The organism is Rothia sp. HMSC058E10 (genome assembly GCF_001809415.1).
GTDB classification, from domain to species: domain Bacteria; phylum Actinomycetota; class Actinomycetes; order Actinomycetales; family Micrococcaceae; genus Rothia; species Rothia dentocariosa.
In genome coordinates, this window is sequence record NZ_KV797632.1 from 75,461 (window position 1) to 95,921 (window position 20,461).

Genomic DNA, 20,461 nt, shown 5'->3' on the forward strand with positions numbered 1-20,461 from the left:
GGTTGTTCTCCCCTCACCCCGTCTACGCATTAATTGACAGCCCTATAAGTCTTAGCAGGAGAGTCAGAAATTATTCGAGGAACATTACGCATAAAATATATGTAGTTTTGGTGAATGTTTTCCGGTGGATATATTGTGACATCAACGCGAAATTTTTGATTTAAGAGAGCGTTGAGAATACCAACCACACTAAACTTCACCGGGAGAACAACAATGGAGACCCCGAGATCTGCTGTCGTGCCAGATTATTATTCTCTGCTCGATGCCGAGATCCGTGATGCGATTCGCGACGGAGACCTTGACCCTTACACGTCACAGGATGCCGTCGAAGGGCTCATTAGAAGTACTGTTTCCGCCTACGAAAGACGGATGGTACGCGCTTCCCTTCCTCCTCTTGAGAACGTCGAAGAGATTATCCATCGGCTGCGTAACGATCTCTGTGGATATGGCCCGCTTCAGCCTTATCTTGATGATGAAGAGGTCGAAGAAATCTGGATCAATTCACCCGATGAAATCTTTGTGGCTCGTGCTGGCGAGAGTGAACTGACAGGGCTGCACCTTAGCGATGAGGCTATTCAACAGCTCTTGGAACGTATGCTTAAGCCTTCGGGACGACGTGTCGATTTATCATCTCCCTTCGTCGATGCTTCGTTACCGGATGGATCTCGTCTGCACGCCGTGATTCCCGATATTACGAGAGCCCACACCTCCCTCAACATTCGTAAATTTGTGGTGCGCGCCAAACGTCTTCCCGACCTCGTAAAGCTTGGTTCCCTGAGCGCGGGAGCCGCATCGTTTTTACACGCTGCTGTCGAAAGCGGAGTCAATATTTTAGTGTCCGGGGCTACTCAAGCGGGTAAAACCACAATGCTAAATTGTTTGGCAGCATCTATACCGCCGCGTGAACGGGTGGTGACCTGTGAAGAAATCTTTGAGCTTTCTATTCCTCTGCGTGATGTCGTGGGAATGCAATGCAGACAGCCTAATCTAGAGGGTAAAGGCGCAATAGCTCTTCGCCGCCTCGTCAAAGAGGCTCTGCGTATGAGACCGGATCGACTACTCATTGGCGAGGTCCGCGAAGCGGAATCCCTCGATATGCTCATCGCTCTTAACGCGGGTTTACCGGGTATGTGTACTATTCACGCGAATTCTGCACGGGATGCAGTCACTAAAATTTGTACTCTTCCGTTGCTGGCAGGAGACAACATCTCATCCGCCTTCGTGGTGCCCACCGTAGCGAGCTGTTTCGACCTCGTAATTCATTGTGGCCGCGACGCCCACGGGCATCGTCAGGTAGAAGAGATCTATATGCTGGGCGGTCGTGTAGAAGACGGCGTCATTGAGATGTCACCGCTTTTTACCCGTCAACAAGGTGAAATGGTGTGCGTAGCCTTAGAAATCCCAACACCCGAAAAATGGGTTCGCGCCGGACACCGGCCCGATCAAGTATTAGCAGCAGCAAAGGTGGGACGCTAATGGGTGTTATCTATGGCTTAGCAATGGGGATCGGGGTTTTCCTCGTATGGTGGTCATGCTGGAGCATGCCGCAAGGAGCCGTCAAGACTGGACGGGAACCGAAGATAGCGGTAACTCTTCGTAAAGCTGGGATGCACACTATTACTCCCTCGGCTTTTACCGGAGTGAGTATCCTCAGTGGGGTTTTAGCAGGAGTGCTTCTTTTCGCTCTGACCGGGCTGTGGAGTTTCGCCTTCCTAGGGATGGGAGGTGGTTTCATCATGCCTCGCGTGGTCGTAAATCACCGTGCGAAAGTACGTGAGGGTAAGCTCTGGCAGCTCTGGCCGGATGCCGTTGATCACTTACGATCGGCTATTCGTGCTGGGCTTTCACTGCCAGAGGCTCTTATCCAGCTTTCATACCGCGGACCTTATGAACTTCGAGAGGCTTTTGCACGTTTTGGATCGGATTATCGTGCAACCGGTGACTTTGTAGCTTCCTTGAATCGGCTTAAGGAATATGTTGCTGATCCAGTCGCCGATAATATCGTTGAAGCACTCAAAATAGCACGTGAAGTCGGCGGCAGTGACTTGGGACGACTACTGGGCACATTGAGTAATTTCTTACGAGAAAATGCGCGTACCCGAGCAGAACTTCAAGCACGCCAATCTTGGACTGTCAACGCCGCCCGGTTGGCCTGTGTTGCTCCATGGGTAGTACTGATGCTGATGGCCACACAGCCTGCGGTTCGAAATATTTATAACTCTTTTGCCGGTTTCGTTCTTATGTTCGCGGGTGCTGGACTGTCGGTAATCGCGTACCGCATCATGCTCCGTATTGGGGCGCTACCTCAAGAAAGGAGGGTTTTTGCATGAACTTTGCTATTATCTTCGGGCTTTTCTTCGCGTTTGGTGTAATGCTCATAGCATCTTCATTGCGTAAGAGACGTGGGCCGAACTTTGGAGAACGTATTGCGCCGCAGATGCGCTCCGTTTCGATACGCGAATCCCTGCACCGTGAGAATCAGGCCTCAGGAACTAGCGTTTTAGATGCCCTTTATTCGTTCCTGGAACCTATGATGCAGTCGTTCCTAGGGCGGGTACGTTCTACAGAGTCTAGGGACGAAGCCCTTGCTGCTCGCTTGCGCCGCGCGGGAAGTGATCAGACTGTAAGTGCTTTTCGTGCCGAACAAATCCTCTGGGCGGTTAGTTCGGTGGCTCTTTTAGGAGTATTGAGCGTTATTGGGCTGTTGGAAAACCAATTGTCACTCTGGAGCGGCCTGATGCTCATTATCCTGGGTGGTGTTACCGGTTTTCTGGCGCGAGACTGGTGGCTGGGTCAGATTATTGTACGTCGTGAGAAACAGCTCATTGCGGAGTTTCCCGCGCTTGCAGAGATGATGGCGCTTTCGGTGGCTGCGGGTGAATCTGCTCTTGCTTCCCTGGAGCGCATTTGCCGTACTTCTCGCGGGGAATTGGCCCGAGAATTTAACGATATTCTTGCGCAAACGCGAGCTGGATCCAGCCTACTGGCGGCGCTCAACGAATTCGCACAGAGTACACAAATTCCAGCCCTTAGCCGATTTGTCGATGGTGTAGCCGTAGCCATCGAACGCGGTACTCCTTTGGCAGATGTTCTACGGGCACAGGCCCAAGATGTGCGCGACAACGCGAAACGCGAGCTTCTCGAAGTAGCCGGGAAAAAGGAGATCGCCATGTTGGCGCCTGTCGTATTTTTAATTCTGCCTTTGACCGTAGTCTTTGCGATTTTCCCCGGTCTTTCACTGATGAAACTTGCGTTTTAGCACATCATAACCTCGCCGTTAAGGTGGGTTCCATAACAGTCCAATCACATAAGGAAAATACTATGTTTACTCGACTTCGTATGTTGTTTCTGTCTGTTCCCGGTATTGCTTTCCTGCTTACCTCTTATAGAGGCTTGCAAGACGACCCAGAACGCGGAGATGTACCCGGATGGGTCATGATTACCATGATGAGCGCCATCTTGGTCGCCGCGATTTTAGCTATTGCCCAACCAGCTTTGATCAAGATGTTTAACGATGCTATCGCGCTTATTCGTCCCTAGTCGTATGAGCCGACATCAAGAACAAGAGCTTGCAGCACCGCCATCAGAACGAGGGGATGCCAGTACCGAGTTCGTGATGGTTTCTGCTCTCTTAGTACTGCTGACCGTCGCAATTTTGCAGGTTTCCTATGCGTTTTACACGCGCAATATTCTATTGGATGCGGCAAGCGCGGGCGCTCGCTACGGCACGCTGTATGATCGCACCCCTGAGGAAGGTCGGGAACGAGCAGAGCAGATTATTCGGGGGAACTTGCCTGAGAGTTATGCGCAAGATGTTCATACGTCGGTGTATGTTGATCCGTCTGGAATTCGTATTCTTGAGGTTCACGTTACTGCTCCTTTGCCAGTACTGGGGCCATGGGGGTTCCCAGGTTCTATTTCGGTAAGTGGTCATGCTGCATATATTCAGTCTTAGAAACCTGGCGCTGTGTCTGCGGACTCGTGCAGAGGATTCAGAGAATACCGATCATGAACATGAGCGCGGAAGCGCAATTGTTGAATTTCTCGGGCTCGGTGTTACGCTGCTGCTCCCTATCATGTATGGGGTCTTGACGATTTTTTCAGTGCAGGCTTCGATCTTGGGGGCGCACGCCGCAAGCGCGCAGGTAGCTCAATATATTCAGGAGCTGCCGCCTGAGACTTCGATGTCGCAGGAACAGGCTCAACGTTTGAGCGCGCTTGTGGCACGCGATTTTGGGGTTGCAGAATCTGATATCTCGGTATCTTTGAGCTGTTCAGGGTCGTGTAGCGCGCGAGAGAGTATTAAAGTCCAGGTTCAGGTAAATGCACACCTTCCCCTAATTCCGCAGGGGTTAGGAGCAAGCGTTATCCCGGTATCCTCACAATCAGTGACCTGGGGACAGGCTGAGATAGGCTCTGCTGCTTCATCCGCTTTCCGGGAAACTCCGTAAGGAAAATTAGATGGTAGTTTCGTATATTCATGCCGTTCAGAGCCGTGACGGTGATAATGATGAGGGGAGCATTAGCCCGCTCATCGTTGGTATGTGCGCTTTGGTACTGTTGATAGCATCAGTGACTTTAGCGGTCACGGGTGCTCACGTACAAACCCACAGACTCGAAGACCTTGCGGATGCGCAAGCCATTTCTATTGCACGAACTATAGAACATGGATTCTCGGAATATTCCGATAAATCTGCAGACAACGCTCAAGCTAGGCAGCTTGCTGCCAAATATCTGGAGGAGAGTGGAGCTTCTCACGAATTCGTGAACTTGCAAGTAGACTCGGTGCAGATTAGCGATGACCGTACTGTTCATGTCACGTTACGTGCTAGGATTCATCCTCCGATCGTTTCGGCCGTGGTTCCTGATGGTTTTGAGGTGAAGGCTCAGGCTCGCGCCCGCATCCACCAGCAACAGAAGGACGAAAAGTAAATGTGCCTGTAGCGTTGTAAGGTAATTCGGCGGGACTTTCCGCATGATTCACGCTAGTCTTAAATGCTATGGCATCTTTCGACTTTTCGGCTGAGATTAAGGATCTGCGTTCCATATACGCCTCAATTGTTGCGGTGAGTGACCTTGAGGGTATCAAGCGCGCTCTTGAAGATCTGTCTCAGCAAGCTTCAGCACCTGAGCTTTGGGATGATCCTGAGCATGCTCAGCGGGTAACAAGCGCGCTTTCCCATAAGCAAGCTGAACTGAATCGTCTAACGAACTTAGCGTCTCGTATTGATGATGTTGAGGTCATGGTCGAGCTAGCACAGACCGAAGATGAATCATCCGAAGAGGACCTATTGGCGGAGGCTGAAGCCGAGTGTAAAGAGCTGAGGAAGAAGCTGGATGAACTTGAAGTGTTGGTGCTGCTCTCTGGTGAGTACGATCAGCGTGAGGCTGTTGTAACGATTCGTTCAGGCGCGGGTGGTGTGGATGCGGCAGATTTTGCAGAGATGCTTTTGCGCATGTACTTGCGGTGGGCTGAAAAGAATGGCTATCCGACGAAGGTGCTGGACACCTCGTATGCTGAAGAAGCAGGGCTGAAATCCGTAACTTTTGAGGTCAACGCGCCCTACGCTTTTGGCCGCCTTTCTGTTGAAGCGGGCACCCATCGGCTAGTACGTATCTCTCCATTTGATAATCAAGGGCGCAGGCAAACCTCATTTGCTGCGGTTGAAGTTATTCCTCTGATCGAGCAGACCGATGCGCTTGAGATCCCCGAGTCTGAGATTAAGGTTGATGTATTTCGCTCCTCTGGGCCGGGTGGTCAATCCGTCAATACAACGGACTCAGCGGTGCGTATGACGCATATTCCGACGGGTATTGTCGTGTCAATGCAGAATGAAAAATCGCAGATTCAAAACCGGGCTGCGGCTCTGCGCGTGCTGCAATCGCGTTTACTTATGCTTCGTCAAGAGCAGGAGGACGCCAAAAAGAAAGAGCTGGCGGGTGATATTAAAGCAAGCTGGGGCGATCAAATGCGATCCTACGTGCTCCATCCGTACCAGATGGTGAAGGATCTGCGTACCGGATATGAGGAAGGCAACACATCAAGCGTGCTTGATGGGGGACTCAACAGATTTATTGAAGAGGGCATTCGTTGGCGCGCCTCCGGTCGCCGTGTTAACGAAGGCTAATACATAAGGAATATCATGGCTCAGAAAAAGAAAAAAGGCTCTAAAACGGACCCGAATAATTCGATTATTGCGCAGAATAAGAAAGCACGACATAACTACAATATTGTCGACACCTATGAAGCGGGCATGGTTCTTTTAGGAACAGAGGTGAAATCTCTGCGCGACGGGGGAGCCTCTATCACTGACGGGTTCTGCCATGTGAAGGATCACGAACTCTGGCTGGAAGGTATTCATATTGCTGAGTATGGCTATGGTACGTGGACGAATCATTCGGCACGCCGCAGCCGTAAGCTGTTACTGCATCGTTCAGAGATTAACCGGTTAGAGCAGAAACTTAAAGAAACCGGGTATACAGTGGTGCCCCTCAAGCTATATTTTAGCGGTGGGCGTGTGAAGGTTGAGATTGCCTTGGCAACAGGTAAACGTGAGTACGATAAGCGTCAGGCGCTGCGTGAGAGGCAGGATAATTTGGAGGCGGCACGTGCTATGCGGTACCGCAACTTGGGATAGTTATCTAGGCTAGATGAGTTGGGCGTTACTGGTTGATGCCTCTGAAACACTGCCATTAGGGGACATCAAGACTTAGCTGTTTTAGCTAGAAATCTGCACCATTAATGCATATGTAGGATATACTTACTAACAAGACATAAACGCGTATTTACTCGATGGGACGTGTAAGTATGCGACAACACAACAGACAGAAATATGGAGGAGTTTTATGTCTGAGAATACACCCGGTCGCTCTGAAGGACAGCCCGAGCAACCGAAATTTGTTCCTGCTGCGCCACCCGTTGCGCCTGCAGGAAATACTTACTCCGGTTACGTTCCGACGAAGCTCCCTGCTGGCTTGGCGATTGCCTCGCTGGTGTTGGGTATTGTGAGTATAGTTGGGGCTATCCCTTTAAGCTTCGTCACTATCGTTGTTGCCCTTGTAGGTCTGATCCTTGGCATTATTGCGCTCCGTAAGGTCAGCAAAGGTACCGGCGGTGGTAAGGGTATGGCTATCGGTGGTGTTGTTACTAGTGCTATCGGCTTTATATTATCAGCCGTGGTTCTTATCTTTGTCATTATCACCTTGATGATGGTTCAGGACTGCAAGAATACTGGTGTACAGAATAGTGACGGTTCTGTCACCTGTTCGATTAACGGACAGAAGATGACTGTCCGTACCGATGGGACTACTTCTATTCGGTAGCCAAGTTATTGTTCATCGTGTGGGGTGGGTAGCTCAAAAAGCTACCCACCCCACACGTTTGTGTTTCAAGGATAGTGGAATAGGTGAGATAGAGCATCCTAATTTTTATGAAGTTTAGGGTGTTGTAACCAATGGTTTTCGATATAAAAGTTCGTATAATGAAAGTTGGTACTCAGCAATAACGCCGGGATAACCGACGGCCTCACCGAAGACAAAGGATAGTAAAGCATGTCAGAAAACCTTTACGGTCAGAACAAGCCGCAAGGGCAGTCGCAACAGCCTGGTCAAGATCAGAACTCTCAAAATCAGGGTTCACAAGCGCAACAGCAATATCAGGGGCAGGCTCCCCAGAGTAATAGTTCCCAGCAGGGGAACTACCAGGGCAATGGTGCTCAGAACTCATACCAGCAGCAGTACCCTCAGCAGCCGCAACAGGGCTCGGGCAATCAGCATCTTTTCTACGGTGATCAGGCACAAAATCAGCAGCCTACTCCATCAGCAGGGCAGCCCTCCTATAACACGCAGTACTCTAGCTCCTCGAACATGGTTTCGGGGCAGCAACAGCATTCTGCACCCCAGCATTCTTCGCAGACTGGGCAGAATGCTTCAGGACAGGGCTACGCCTCACAGCAGAGTTATAATTCGGCACAAGGTTACAACCAATATCAGCCGACCCAGGAATCACGGAATTACTCTCAGCAGGGGAACTCTGGCCAGCAGAATAGTAATTCGGCACAGAATTACCAAAATTCTGCGGGATACCAGAACGCCCAGCAACAGGGATCTCCACAGCAGAACAGCTACGGTCAGAGCTCTGCTCAGACGCAGCAGAGCGGATCATCTGTTTATAACGGAAATTCTTCCTACGCTCAGCCACAGCAGCAGGCCCCCTACGGAACTTCTGGTTCCCAACCTGCACAACAAAATGCTCAGCAGGGCTACGGTCAACAGAATTCTTACTCGCAGACGAGCGGATACCAGAACCAAGCTGTAAATTCGGGATACACAAGTCAGAATCAAAACTATTATGGTGCCCAGAACCAGCAGGGGCAGTATGGGCAGCCCGCCTACGGTTCTTCTCAGTTTGACGCAAATGCTCAGAACGCAGGCGGTCCCTCGCAGGCCGCTCCGGTTATGGCAATTATTTCCTTGGTACTTGGTGTGCTTGCCATTGTGAGCGGATGGTTCATCGTCGGAGGTCTGCTCGGTATTGGCGCTATTGTTTTGGGCGCTCTGGGGCTTCGCCAGTCACGTCAGCTGGGCAAGGGTAAGGGAATGTCCATCGCCGGTATTATTACCGGTGGCGTGGGTATCATCGTAGCTATTATCGCGACTATCCTTTTTGTGCTGGGGCAGCAGACTCTTCAGGAATGCCAGAAGGTCGGTACTCCGGATGGTAACGGCAACAAGGTCTGCCAGGTGGGGGATAACCCCGATAGCCGTATGACTGTTCCTGCTCAGTAGCGGCAGGTAGCGGTTTTTCGCTGAATGAAGGGGGCGGAGCATCTCGTTACGGATGTGTTCCGCCCCCTTGTGCATAAGTAAAATAATGCTGGTGTGTTGGTAGTAAAAGAACCTGGTGGTTGTGTAGAGACAGACCCCTTGATATAATTAACCATTACCATCGCGAACGGTACTGTGTACATTCAGGGCAATGAAGAGAACGTTTGTAGATGGTGCTTTTTGATAAAAGTATAGGGGGATGATCGGTTTCGACGATGTGGGTTGAGATGGGTGAAGCGTGCCGAGGACGCAGGGTTATCTCGTTAACGCCCTCTGCAAAAAAATAAGTGCAAAATCTAAGCGCACTGACTTCGCACTCGCTGCCTAAGCGCGAGTTGCAGTCTGTCGGTCTGAGCATGCCTTTGGCTCAGAACCCGGCATCGACTTAAAAGGCCACTGCTGTTAGCCCTCGTCGTAGGGGCTGATGGGACTTTTATTACGAATAGGTTTGTCGATGTAAGTGTTTGTGCAAACATCGGAGCCGAGAAATAGCGCTTTCACAAACTGCGCACGGAGAAGCCCTGTTGAAGCCACATCGGACCGGGGTTCGATTCCCCGCATCTCCACAAAAGCCCTTAAAGGGGCAGGGAACTAAAACCCAAACCTGATAACTGAGCCGCCCACAAGCAGAATCGCTGGTGGGCGGCTCAGTTATATTTGGCCTTTTTCGCGCCGAACAAAATATGGGAAGTATGCAACGGCTAAAGCCGCAAGAGCATGATTTTCAGCCCGGAATAACGTAATATCAAGAAAGAAGACTCAGCGCGTATGGAGAAAAAGATGACAGAAAACCCGCGACAGGATCCTATGCCAGATTCAAACACACCTCAGGCATCATATCCTCAAGTCGAAGCTCCAACGCTACAGGAGGGTCACGATATGCAGAATTCTGCAGCTTCAGACGTGCCATTGGCGGCTTATGCTTCAGCAACGGATGGAGCGTCTCATCCTCAGGCTCAGCAAGCCGTACCCCCAGTTGGAAACGTGGCTGCCGCCTACGACTTTGGCTACCGTAGGGTTCCTCGCCAATATGAGGTTCCACCCGAGGACAGGCGACCTTACGGGGAACCTACCGGCGAAATTCGTGGACCTGGATATTTCTACTCGATAGGTTCTTTTGCTGCTTCGCTTTGTGGACTCGTACTTACCGGATTTAGTGGCTTTCAGGTACTGGGGATCGCCATACTCCACGACGACTACGACTCTATGGGCTATGGTGCCTATGAGTTTACGACAATCTCAAATACCATGCTTCTAGCGTTGGTACCTATAGTTATATCAATATGGCTGGGAATTTTTTCCTTTACTGTGAATAAAGGACGTATTACCCCCATGACGGGCAGGATGCGCGCCTTTGCCTCCCTTGGCATCATCATGGGAGCCTTAGGAGCTTTAGGAATAGTTGGAAACTTCTTCCTCTACCTTCTTGCGATTTCCTAGAAATTAGCCTGCCAACACGTGCATATTTACCCGTGCACCAAAGCCAAAGCCTATGTAAAAGCCCCGATGGGATTATCACGCATAAATCTGGTGGCCCGCCGGGGCTTCGCCGTCCCTTACCACAGGGTCCGAATGGTTACTCGGGCGTAAGGTGGCTTATCACAGAACGATGCAAGGTTCCATTAGTAGCCAAAGTACTGGCGGTACCTTCTGCCTGCGCTGTAGCTACTGCATTGTCACCAGTTGCTGTTGTGAAGGTTCCGCCTGCTTCATGCACAAGCGGAACTAGCGCGGCAATATCGTGGAGCGCAACTTGAGCTTCACAAGCAATATCAACAGCCCCTTCGGCCACCAGACAATATGACCAGAAATCACCATAGGCACGGGAACGGTTAACCGCATGGACTAGCGAGAGAAAACTCTGCTCGAGTCCCAACCCCTCCCATCCTTTGAACTCGGCATAGGAGAGCGAGGCTCCAGAGAGCGTGGGGACACTCGAAACCTGAAGTCGTGTAGCCTGAGTTAGCGATTTACCAGCGTATGCGCCCGTACCCTGTGCAGCCCACCACCGTCGCTGTAACGCCGGGGCAGATATAAGACCCATAACCGGTTCACCCTGATCGAGGAGAGCGATGAGTGTGGCCCACACCGGAACACCACGCACAAAATTCTGCGTGCCATCAATAGGATCGATAACCCACTGCCTGGCAGCCGTACCTGTTGATCCTAGCTCTTCACCGATAATACCGTCGCGTGTACGCACCCGCGAGAGCTGTGCACGCAGAAGTTCCTCGACCTCACGATCCACCTCGGTCACTGGAGTGCCGTCGCTTTTGTGTTCCACGGTAAAAGACAGATCTTTAAACCGGGACATGCTGACGCGATCCACGTTATCCGCCAGGATATGCGCCAGCCTCAAATCATCAGTGTATGACGTCGTAAAGTTCATGAATCTCTCATCAGTCGTCAAATGCTACCGTGTGTGGTCTATGGTCTATGTCTTTGGGTACTTATGTACAGGATACGAGCGATTACACGAGTGCCCCAAGCTCTTTATCGGAATCAGCTTCTTCATCAGGAACAACCTGCAAAAGTTTTCGCAATGAATCCAAACGCGCCGCGCCACTAGCTCCCGCTTTACCCGCCTGCACGTAAGTATTTATACCGCAGTCTACTGCCTGAGCCGTATGATGACAGCCCTTAGGGCAGTCCTGCTCGCCAGGAACCAGATCGGGGAATGCCTGTACAATCTGCTCCGGCGGAACATGAGCCAGTCCAAAAGAACGTATACCCGGAGTATCGATAATCCAGGTTCCGGGTGGTACATGAAGCTCAGGCGTGGATACGGGCTGTAAGGCGAGAGCTGACGAAGATGTATGACGACCCCGCCCCGTAACGGCGTTAACGTGCCCAGTCGCACGGTCCGCACCAGTGAGTGCATTCACCAAAGTAGATTTACCTACCCCCGAATGCCCGAGAAGCACAGATACCTTACCCACAAGCTCTTCGAGAAGCTTATGAACGGGGGCATGCAGAAGACCCTCGGCTCCAGACTCACTTGGGGCTCGACCGTCAGCTGACCCCGAGAGTACAATTTTTAGCCCGGAGGCACTGTAATAATCGAGTAGTTGCTGAGGGTGAGAAACATCGGTTTTTGTAATGCACAAAATAGGCTCTATCCCGGCATCATATGCGGCAACGACGGCTCGATCGATAAAACCTGTGCGCGGCTGCGGATTCGCAGCAGCAACCACAATGACCAGCTGGTTTGCATTGGCCACCACCACACGTTCGGTTGTATCTGTGTCATCGGCACTGCGGCGCAGTACCGAAGAACGCTCTCCCAAACGAACGATGCGCGCTAGGGTGTCTTTTGCGCCGGATATATCTCCGACTACATCTACAAAGTCTCCAGTGACAATGGGGGTACGGCGCAATTCGCGTGCCCGTGCCGCGATAAGAGTCCGCTCCTGTGGGGTGCCTTCATCGACAACTACTGACCACCGACCACGATCGACGGTGACGACGCGACCGCGTATAGCATGCTTGTACCGGGGGCGTTCCTTAGTGCGGGGTCGAGAACCCTTTTTATTGGGGCGAACTCGAACGTCGGATTCATCCCACTCGTCGAAAGACCGGTTTCGGGATGGATTCACGAGCGCGCTCCTTCCCATTGCGAAAGCATTTTTTGCCAAAGCGCTGTGAATTGTGGGAGTGTTTTTGCGGTTGTCTGAACGTTTTCGATGCGCACTCCGGGTTCGTGAAGTCCAATAACCGCCGCGAACGTTGCTACTCGATGGTCTTCATAGGTCTGTACCGTCACAGGAGAGTCTTGAGGCAGACGTCGAACGGGGCGAAGAACGCGAATACCGTCAGCTGTTTCTTTGGCAAGCCCGCCCAAACGGTTAATCTCAGCGACGAGAGCCGCGAGGCGGTCAGTCTCATGCCCACGCAGGTGCCCAATGCCAGTGAGAGTGCTCGGGGAGTCAAGAAGCACAACGAGAGCGGCAACTGTGGGCGCGAGTTCGCCTGCAGTCTGTAGGTTAAACTCGACCCCGGAAAGCCGGGTTATATCTTCGGGCCCGGTGACTGTGAGCGAACCATTAGAGAATTCAACGGCACCGCCTAAACGGGGCAGAATGGTACGCCACTCATCACCTCCCTGCGTTGTTCCGGGGGAACCGTCTGCTGTAGGAGCGGGCCAATCGGGAATAGTCACTGAGTTGCCCGTTACCATCGCAGCTGCAAGGAAAGGACCAGCGTTAGAAAGATCCGGTTCAACCGTGACATCAAACCCGGAAATAGTGTCTGGGAATACACGCCAGGCGTATTCATCAGCAACGGCTTCGGCGCGTACCCCCAAGTCACGGAGGGTCTGCAGGGTCATCTCAATATGAGATATCGAAGGCACGGCGTTTCCCCGGTGACGAATCGTTAACCCCTGAGGAAGCCTAGGCGCAATCAAGAGCAGAGCAGATACAAATTGCGATGAAGCCGAAGCATCAATAAAGATCTCTGCGGGAGTACCGGATGCGGCCGCAAGTCCGGGGGAATGCAGAGTGAAAGGCAAGGTATCTACGGAATCATTGCCCGATCGTTCAATACGCGCCCCTAGCTGACGCAGACCATCGCAGAGCGCCGCCATCGGCCGTTTGCGGGCTTGTGGATCACCATCAAAGTTGTAATCACCCGGAATCAAAGCAGCAAGAGCGGGTACAAAACGCATGACCGTTCCCGCAAGTCCACAATCAATCTTTACCATTGGGGGAGCCGAAGCAAGATTTAGAGGGGTTATGAGAAGATCAGGACCAAACTCCGAACCTGTCTCGATACGCTCGAACTGGGCTCCGAGTGCCTCTAAAGCGGAAATCATGAGGGCTGAGTCTCGCGAATGCAGGGGAGCACGCAACCGTGAGGGAGAATCAGCAAGAGCCGCGAGGAGCAGGTAACGGTTGGTGAGCGATTTGGAGCCGGGGATGCGCATCCGTGCGCTCATCCCAGGCGCACCCCGGTACGTGGGGGCTTCCCATGCATGTGCCATGGTATTTTGCGCCGTACTCAATTCGCTCATCGGTATAACTCTCTGCCTCCCATAATCTGTCTGGTGTTTGCGCTGGAACTCGCCGGTTCTCTGTACCTGAGGACGCTCTTCTTCGCGCCCATACACTTCAACCATTCTACCGGGTGGGTACCCCAAACGGGTGAGAATCCAGGTAAAACGGTGTATCATTTTTCGCGGTGAACACACAATATTATGCGGGTTTATAGAAGAATAGCGAGGAGAAACCCGGTAGTCGAGTTTTCTCCTCGCCGTAGTATGCCGCGAACTTAGACCAAAGGCGGTGAAGGCTTAGGCACTCGCCGAACAAAATTCATCAATATGTTCCAAAAGCCTGGCTTTGAGGGATTCAGGCGCCTGCTCGTCACACGAAGATTTGATCTTCGCACGCAAAAGGACCTCAAGATCCTTCGCTTCGGTGCAATGCGAGCAAGCATCAAGGTGCCTCTGAATTTCTTGTATTTCCTCAGCGGTGAGAGCGCCATCAAGATATTCATAAAGGTTTTTGAGTGTTGTGGAACAGGGGTTGCCGCCACAATCTTCGGTAAGTGCCGTGCTATTCTCGGGTGTTTGCTCTTCCATAGCAGACTCCTTTCTTCCGAGTTTATAAAACTGAGCCTATTTCTTCTTCGCCGCTTTTGCTTCGACCTTTGCGATAGTCGAAGGGCGTAAACCATTTTCGCGAGCATAATCCAGTAATTTTTCGCGCAGAATGCGGCGTCCGCGGTGCAGCCGCGACATGACCGTTCCTAATGGAATATCCATAATCTCGGCGATCTCTTTATATGAGAACCCCTCGACGTCGGAGTAGTACACCACCATGCGGAAGTCTTCGGTGAGTGAGGCGAGAGCCTGCCGTACTTCGGTGTCCGGGAGCGCATCCAGAGCCTCCATCTCGGCTGAGCGTAGCCCTGAAGCATCATGAGCGCCCGCTTGGGCTAACTGCCAGTCTTCGACGGATTCCGTATGGGCCTGCTGTGGCTCTCGCTGGCGTTTACGGTACAGATTAATGTACGTATTGGTCAGAATACGGTACAGCCACGCCTTGAGATTGGTACCTTGCCTGTACTGGTGAAAAGAGGCAAAGGCCTTCGTATACGTCTCTTGAACGAGGTCTTCGGCGTCTGCCGAATTCCTGCTCATGCGTAAGGCAGCGGCATAAAGCTGATCGACGTATTGCATGGCATCTGCAGTGAAGCGCTCACGTAATTCACGAGGTGTGAGAGTCGCCGTCGCTTCTGCGGCGTTGGACTCGCTCATAGGTGCTCTTTTCTGTCGTGTAATGACTTTCGGGGGCCTGTGTACAGCATACCTTCGTGTGAGGCTTCGGGGAATGTAACGGCTCGCTCGAATGAATTATTCCCGGTATCCGCAGCACGATCATTAGCTGAAAGGCCAGATAATTCGATAAAGCAAAACCCCGGTGAAAGACCACCGGGGTTCTTACGTATAGCAAGATACCTTATGCGTTGGGGCGCTTACCGTGGTTTGCGCCGCCTTTACGACGGTCCTTGCGCTTACGACCGCGCTTGCTCATAGGAGCCTCCTTCAGAATTGTGAACCTCTGCTCAAAGAAAGCCAGCGAGGCTCTAAACTAACCGCCCCGAGTCTTAGCACAGGCTTAAACGCATAGGGCAACGCCGTCTATTTTTTCATAGAAACGGCTTGAATGCATCTTACCAACAGGCTGATGCGAAAAATATGGAGATCTAGATACTCTGTCTGCGTAAGATCTTATTGCTCGGGAAGGTTAAGCCAGCTGTACCAACCGCGGTGGAGTACAAGCCACGCCATGAGACCGTATCCAGATTGTCCCGGACGCCCATCATTAGCGGCCAGATCATTGCGCCATTGTTCGTGGTGTAAAAGAGGGTTGAACGTATCGACATACACGTGATTACGGCGGGTTACTACATCTGCATAAGCCGCCGAAAGATCAGCGATACGACGGTTACGCTCCGGGTCGAGAGTCGGGGGAGGGCCCACCACAAGTACACGGATGCTGTTCTGAGACGCCATGTCTACCATATTGGCAAGATTCAAGCGTGAACGTGCACTGGTGAGTCCCAAATCAATGTCAAAAGTTGAGGGAGCTATGACCAAACGGTTATCGGCACCGGGAAGGAACCTGCGGCGTGCCTCATCAAACCATCGAGTACTCAACTGCTCGCTTCCTTCATTCGGGGCGGCGAGATTATAGGCTGAAATGGATGCACTAGTTTGCGGGGTACGTGCCATCACGCGACCAAACCAACCTAGGGTGCGGGGGTCACCGACACCGGCGAGCAGGTCGTCTCCAACCGCTACAAGTCGAATATTGCGTTGCTCCACGGGGTTCTTTCTTCCGTTGATATCTTGCGTCTGCAGTACGTAAACGCTCTGTCCTTTTGTTTAAGCATAAGGTGTTCGAGTTATGTTTTCGAACTCCTCGAAAATTTTTGATCCAATCGTGATGAAAAATCCACTTGAGGCATAGGAAAAGCCCCATCACTACAGCCTTCCACAATCGCACGAGTTATAAAACTCGCTGTGAAGCTACGGTTGTGATGGGGCTTTACCCCACAAAGGATTTAGCCTTCGAAGACCTGCTTCATCAGTGCCTCAGCTTCAGCGGCATGGCGTTTACCCGTACCTGCTGCGGGAGATGCCGACGCAGGGCGGGACACCAAACGCATCCGGTAGTCAATAAGTGGCAGCAGGTTCAAAGCCATGAACGGCCACTGACCCTGGTTAGCGGGCTCATCCTGTGCCCATACAATATCGGTGGCGTTCGAGTACAAATCCAGCTGTGCCTTGACCTCTGCCTCGGGCAGGGGGTAAAGCTGCTCAACGGAGACGATAGCGGTTTTCGTATCACCGCGCTTTGCACGCTCAGCCTCAAGATCGTAGTAGAGACGACCAGAGACAAAGACTACACGCTCAACTTGAGCCGGAGTAACACCGGAACGATCGCCAATAACGGGCTGGAACGATCCCTCCGTGAAGTCCTCAATTGAGGATGAGGCAGCCTTCAAACGCAAGAGCTGTTTAGGGCTAATAACCACAAGCGGCTTATACGGGCGGTGCTGTGCGTGACGACGCAACAGGTGGAAATACGATGCCGGGGTAGAAGGCACAGCAACCGTCATATTGTTTTCAGCGCACAACTGCAGGTACCGCTCTATACGTGCTGATGAGTGGTCCGGGCCCTGCCCCTCATAACCGTGGGGGAGCAGAAGAACCAGCGAAGAACGCTGACCCCACTTCTGTTCAGACGATGACACGAACTCGTCGATAATCGTCTGGGCACCGTTCGCAAAGTCACCGAACTGGGCCTCCCACACCACCATCGAATCGGGACGTTCAACCGAGTATCCATACTCGAAGCCTATGACACCGTACTCAGACAGAAGTGAATTGTAGATACGCAGCTTGCCCTGATGATCCGAGAGATGCTGCAGCGGTGACCATTCGTCATCAGTGAGATGATCATGCAGCACCGCGTGACGCTGCACGAAGGTACCGCGTTGAACGTCTTGGCCGCTCATACGCACATCGGTGCCTTCCATGAGCAGAGAGCCAAAGGCCAGAAGCTCGCCCATGCCCCAATTGACCTTGCCGTTTGTGCCCATCTCAACGCGCTGTTCACACAGTTTCTTGAGCTTCTTGTGAACCGTGAAACCCTCGGGAACTTCACCGAATGCTTTTGCGATGTGCTCGAAGGTATCGCGAGAGATCGCGGTGTTACCGCCATGAACAATTTCGGTGCTCTGCTGAGAAGCCGGCAGCTCAAGTCCAGCGACATTGGGGGTCTCGGGAGCGGGTACGGCCGTTTGGGTCTCGCTGAAGATCGCATCCAGCTTCGAGTGGTATGCACTCAATGCCTCATCTGCTTCTTCCTGGGTGATATCGCCGCGACCCACCAGAGCCTCTGCATACTTGGTGCGGGTCGAAGGCATATTATCAATCACCTGGTACATCTTCGGCTGAGTCATCGACGGGTCATCAGCCTCGTTGTGACCGCGGCGACGGTAGCAGAGTAAATCAATTACGGCATCGCGACCGAAGCGCTCGCGGTACTCGAATGCGAGACGACCTGCCCGAACTACGGCCTCGGGGTCGTCGGCGTTTACGTGGAAGACAGGCGCCTTGGTCATCCGAGCAATATCGGTTGCGTTGGTGGCGGTACGTCCATCCTTCGGAGATGTCGTGAAGCCGATCTGGTTATTCACCACGATGTGTACGGTACCGCCGGTAGTGTAGCCACGCAGATTAGCCATCTGCAAGGTTTCCATGACGATACCTTGTGCGGCAAACGCGGCGTCACCATGAATCAAGATGGGCAGAATGGGATGACCTTCGATACCCTGGTCGTTAAGAACATCCTGCTTGGCGCGCACGATGCCTTCCAGAACGGTGTTAACAGCCTCCAAATGTGAAGGATTAGCAGCCAAATACACCTGAGTTTGCTTGCCTGAGGTAGAGGTGAACGTGCCCTCGGTGCCAAGGTGGTATTTCACATCGCCAGAACCACCTTCATATGGTGCCGCAGTACCGCTGAACTCACGGAAAATCTGGGCGTAAGACTTACCCGCGATGTTGGTCAGAACATTGAGGCGGCCACGATGCGCCATACCGATGGCGACCCCGTGCATATTATTATCTGCCGCCTTGTTGATGATCGCATCCAGCAGAGGAATGAGTGACTCTCCGCCTTCGAGTGAGAAACGCTTCTGACCCAGGTATTTGGTCTGCAGGAAGGTCTCAAAGGCCTCGGCCTCAACAAGCTTCTCCAGAACATGCATCAGACGTTCACGGCTAGGCTTGCTGTAGCCATGCTCCAGCTTCTCTTGGAACCATTCACGGGCTTTACGGTCTTCCATGTACATGTACTCGACCGCGAGAGTACCCGCATATGCCTCACGTAGACGCGCCAGAATAGTACGCAAAGGAAGCTGTTCTTTGTCGCCAAACCCTCCCGTAGGCCATACTCGATCCAGATCCCACAGAGTCAGACCGTAGCTTTCTACGTTCAAATCGGGGTTTGAATGTAGCTGGTAGCCCACTGGGTTGGTGCGGGCGATAAGGTGACCGTGCACGCGGTACGCGTGGATAAGCTGTTGAATGCGGGCGACCTTAGAAACCTCAGTATCAGGATTAACCTGATTATCCTGGCTCCATCGAACAGGTTCGAAGGGAATTTGAATAGCCTGGAAGATTTCGTCATAGAATCCTTCGGCGCCTAAGAGGTAGCTCTCTACTATCTTAAGGAATTCGCCGGAACCAGCACCTTGAATAACGCGGTGGTCATAGGTGCTCGTAAGGGTAATAATCTTGGAAATAGCGTGCTGGGCTGCCATCGTCTCCGCCACGCCGCGGAACTCAGCAGGGTATTCAAGAGCACCCACACCGATAATTGCGGCCTGCCCTTTCGAAAGACGAGGAACAGAGTGTACGGTACCGATACCGCCAGGGTTCGTGAGAGTAACCGTAGTTCCCTGGAAATCTTCCAGCCCAAGCTGACCTGCACGACCACGTTTGACGATATCGTCGTAGGCCTGCCAGAACTCCAAGAAGCTCAAGGTCTGTGCACCCTTGATATTCGGAACCACGAGGTTGCGGGAGCCATCAGGGCGGGGCAGATCGATAGCCAGACCGAAGTTCACGTTCGCATTGTGAATAGCAATCGGTTTGCCTTTTTCATCATGACCGTAGGTGACGTTCATTGAAGGCATGGCAGCGAGCGCACGAATAACGGCGTACCCAATGATATGCGTGAAAGAAATCTTGCCGCCGCGGGTTCGAGCTAAATAAGCGTTGATGGCAGAACGGTTTTCAATCAGCAGTTTAGCTGGTACCGCGCGCACCGTCGTAGCGGTTGGAACGGTAAGCGAGTCTTCCATGTTGGCGGCAACGGCTTTAGCCGGTCCGCGCAGGGGTACAATTTTATCTTCTAAAGGTTCCACGTTTTCTGCCTTTGATGAGGTTTTAGGAGCGGGCGATGCTGTCGACTTTGTTGGTGCAGCAGGCTGAGGCGCCGGGGTAGTAATAGATGCTGCAGCGGCTGGAGCAGAAGGTGTCGCCTCGGCTTTTTGGGTAGCTGTTACCGGGGCGGAGGCCGCCGGAGTTCCTTGAAGGGCCTTATCAATAGACTGAAAAATGGGCCACCACGAAGGATCCACGAGATTTTTGTCTTGCTGATAACGTTCATATTGTTCTTCGACGAACCATTCGTTACCGGCAAATTCCTCAGGTACCAGGTGATCTGGCAGATTTGGCACTGTAAACGCCTCTTCCTTGACTGTGAATTTATCCGTCGCGTCCGGAGAAATCCGGCACAGACGACCCGCATCTTCGAGGGGCGAATCATCACGCTGAGTATAAGTTGGCTTTGTGTGTGCCTCTTCAAGTCTCGCACACATTGCGGACTGCAAGAGCTGCAGCGCACCAAATACTCTATAACCTAGTTTAGTGAGAACTCACCCGAACTTTCCAGCTGAACCCGGCGGATACGGTGAGTTGTTCTTCACGGGAACACACTTGTAGGAAGGCAAAACATACCTTGAGGGTGGGTAAGTTCTGCGAGATATTGTGCTCATGGGAGCTTATGTATCTCTGTTTTACATTGATATCTAAAGGAAAGCGTAGCGACCACTG

General features: G+C 52.2%; 20 protein-coding genes and 1 other RNA gene. 13 read left to right on the forward strand and 8 right to left on the reverse strand.

Annotated elements, in window-relative coordinates:
- Positions 1 to 213: 213 nt before the first annotated feature.
- The 13 genes from HMPREF2609_RS06630 (at position 214) to HMPREF2609_RS06690 (ending at position 10,266) form a co-directional block, all read left to right on the forward strand.
- Entirely contained in the window at positions 214 to 1,476 is a 1,263-nt protein-coding gene (locus HMPREF2609_RS06630; RefSeq protein WP_048753734.1) for a TadA family conjugal transfer-associated ATPase, read from the forward strand.
- Complete coding sequence (locus HMPREF2609_RS06635; RefSeq protein ID WP_048753735.1) at positions 1,476 to 2,330, forward strand: type II secretion system F family protein; 855 nt, start codon at positions 1,476 to 1,478, stop codon at positions 2,328 to 2,330. Before HMPREF2609_RS06630 ends, HMPREF2609_RS06635 begins: the two co-directional genes overlap by 1 nt.
- Positions 2,327 to 3,259 (forward strand): type II secretion system F family protein, encoded by a 933-nt coding sequence (locus tag HMPREF2609_RS06640; protein ID WP_004005017.1) that lies wholly within the window; start codon positions 2,327 to 2,329, stop codon positions 3,257 to 3,259. The genes HMPREF2609_RS06635 and HMPREF2609_RS06640 overlap by 4 nt, the downstream gene beginning before the upstream one ends.
- A gap of 80 nt (positions 3,260 to 3,339) precedes the next feature.
- Positions 3,340 to 3,540 carry a hypothetical protein gene (locus tag HMPREF2609_RS06645; RefSeq protein WP_239661921.1) on the forward strand — a complete coding sequence of 67 codons (201 nt, stop codon included), beginning with the start codon at positions 3,340 to 3,342 and terminating at the stop codon, positions 3,538 to 3,540.
- 4 nt (positions 3,541 to 3,544) lie between these two features.
- Positions 3,545 to 3,955, forward strand: a complete 411-nt coding sequence (locus HMPREF2609_RS06650; RefSeq protein ID WP_080972560.1) for a TadE family protein — start codon at positions 3,545 to 3,547, stop codon at positions 3,953 to 3,955.
- A 133-nt stretch (positions 3,956 to 4,088) separates the two neighbouring features.
- On the forward strand, positions 4,089 to 4,451 hold the full coding sequence (locus HMPREF2609_RS06655) for a pilus assembly protein TadE (RefSeq protein WP_246825608.1): 363 nt from the start codon (positions 4,089 to 4,091) through the stop codon (positions 4,449 to 4,451).
- 10 nt (positions 4,452 to 4,461) lie between these two features.
- The gene (locus tag HMPREF2609_RS06660; protein WP_070535945.1) at positions 4,462 to 4,932 is read left to right on the forward strand and encodes a pilus assembly protein TadG-related protein; all 471 of its coding nucleotides are present in this window, start codon (positions 4,462 to 4,464) and stop codon (positions 4,930 to 4,932) included.
- 68 nt (positions 4,933 to 5,000) lie between these two features.
- Positions 5,001 to 6,128, forward strand: a complete 1,128-nt coding sequence (gene prfB / locus HMPREF2609_RS06665; protein WP_070535947.1) for a peptide chain release factor 2 — start codon at positions 5,001 to 5,003, stop codon at positions 6,126 to 6,128.
- A 15-nt stretch (positions 6,129 to 6,143) separates the two neighbouring features.
- Positions 6,144 to 6,638 carry an SsrA-binding protein SmpB gene (gene smpB, locus HMPREF2609_RS06670; RefSeq protein WP_013397398.1) on the forward strand — a complete coding sequence of 165 codons (495 nt, stop codon included), beginning with the start codon at positions 6,144 to 6,146 and terminating at the stop codon, positions 6,636 to 6,638.
- A gap of 208 nt (positions 6,639 to 6,846) precedes the next feature.
- A complete protein-coding gene (locus HMPREF2609_RS06675) occupies positions 6,847 to 7,323 on the forward strand; it encodes a DUF4190 domain-containing protein (RefSeq protein WP_070535950.1) in 477 nt (158 codons plus the stop codon).
- A gap of 228 nt (positions 7,324 to 7,551) precedes the next feature.
- Entirely contained in the window at positions 7,552 to 8,787 is a 1,236-nt protein-coding gene (locus HMPREF2609_RS06680; RefSeq protein WP_070535953.1) for a DUF4190 domain-containing protein, read from the forward strand.
- A 234-nt stretch (positions 8,788 to 9,021) separates the two neighbouring features.
- Positions 9,022 to 9,395: a transfer-messenger RNA gene (ssrA, locus tag HMPREF2609_RS06685) on the forward strand.
- Between the two features lie 211 nt (positions 9,396 to 9,606).
- Entirely contained in the window at positions 9,607 to 10,266 is a 660-nt protein-coding gene (locus tag HMPREF2609_RS06690; protein ID WP_239664788.1) for a hypothetical protein, read from the forward strand.
- 136 nt (positions 10,267 to 10,402) lie between these two features.
- On the opposite strand, the gene HMPREF2609_RS06695 is transcribed toward HMPREF2609_RS06690, so the two are convergent.
- From HMPREF2609_RS06695 to HMPREF2609_RS06725, 8 genes are all read right to left on the reverse strand, one after another.
- Positions 10,403 to 11,215 (reverse strand): inositol monophosphatase family protein, encoded by an 813-nt coding sequence (locus HMPREF2609_RS06695; RefSeq protein ID WP_048755186.1) that lies wholly within the window; start codon positions 11,213 to 11,215, stop codon positions 10,403 to 10,405.
- A gap of 82 nt (positions 11,216 to 11,297) precedes the next feature.
- Positions 11,298 to 12,440, reverse strand: coding sequence for a ribosome small subunit-dependent GTPase A (rsgA, locus tag HMPREF2609_RS06700; RefSeq protein ID WP_048755187.1), 1,143 nt, complete (start codon positions 12,438 to 12,440; stop codon positions 11,298 to 11,300).
- Complete coding sequence (gene aroA / locus HMPREF2609_RS06705; RefSeq protein ID WP_080974374.1) at positions 12,419 to 13,837, reverse strand: 3-phosphoshikimate 1-carboxyvinyltransferase; 1,419 nt, start codon at positions 13,835 to 13,837, stop codon at positions 12,419 to 12,421. Before aroA ends, rsgA begins: the two co-directional genes overlap by 22 nt.
- Positions 13,838 to 14,116: 279 nt before the next feature.
- Complete coding sequence (gene rsrA, locus HMPREF2609_RS06710) at positions 14,117 to 14,407, reverse strand: mycothiol system anti-sigma-R factor (protein WP_004005003.1); 291 nt, start codon at positions 14,405 to 14,407, stop codon at positions 14,117 to 14,119.
- 36 nt (positions 14,408 to 14,443) lie between these two features.
- Positions 14,444 to 15,085, reverse strand: coding sequence for a sigma-70 family RNA polymerase sigma factor (locus HMPREF2609_RS06715; RefSeq protein ID WP_004005002.1), 642 nt, complete (start codon positions 15,083 to 15,085; stop codon positions 14,444 to 14,446).
- A 202-nt stretch (positions 15,086 to 15,287) separates the two neighbouring features.
- Positions 15,288 to 15,362, reverse strand: coding sequence for a 50S ribosomal protein bL37 (locus HMPREF2609_RS11255; RefSeq protein WP_095343185.1), 75 nt, complete (start codon positions 15,360 to 15,362; stop codon positions 15,288 to 15,290).
- A 197-nt stretch (positions 15,363 to 15,559) separates the two neighbouring features.
- Positions 15,560 to 16,156 carry a GDSL-type esterase/lipase family protein gene (locus HMPREF2609_RS06720; protein ID WP_013397390.1) on the reverse strand — a complete coding sequence of 199 codons (597 nt, stop codon included), beginning with the start codon at positions 16,154 to 16,156 and terminating at the stop codon, positions 15,560 to 15,562.
- A gap of 239 nt (positions 16,157 to 16,395) precedes the next feature.
- A complete protein-coding gene (locus HMPREF2609_RS06725) occupies positions 16,396 to 20,226 on the reverse strand; it encodes a multifunctional oxoglutarate decarboxylase/oxoglutarate dehydrogenase thiamine pyrophosphate-binding subunit/dihydrolipoyllysine-residue succinyltransferase subunit (protein ID WP_070535955.1) in 3,831 nt (1,276 codons plus the stop codon).
- Between the last annotated feature and the right edge of the window lie 235 nt (positions 20,227 to 20,461).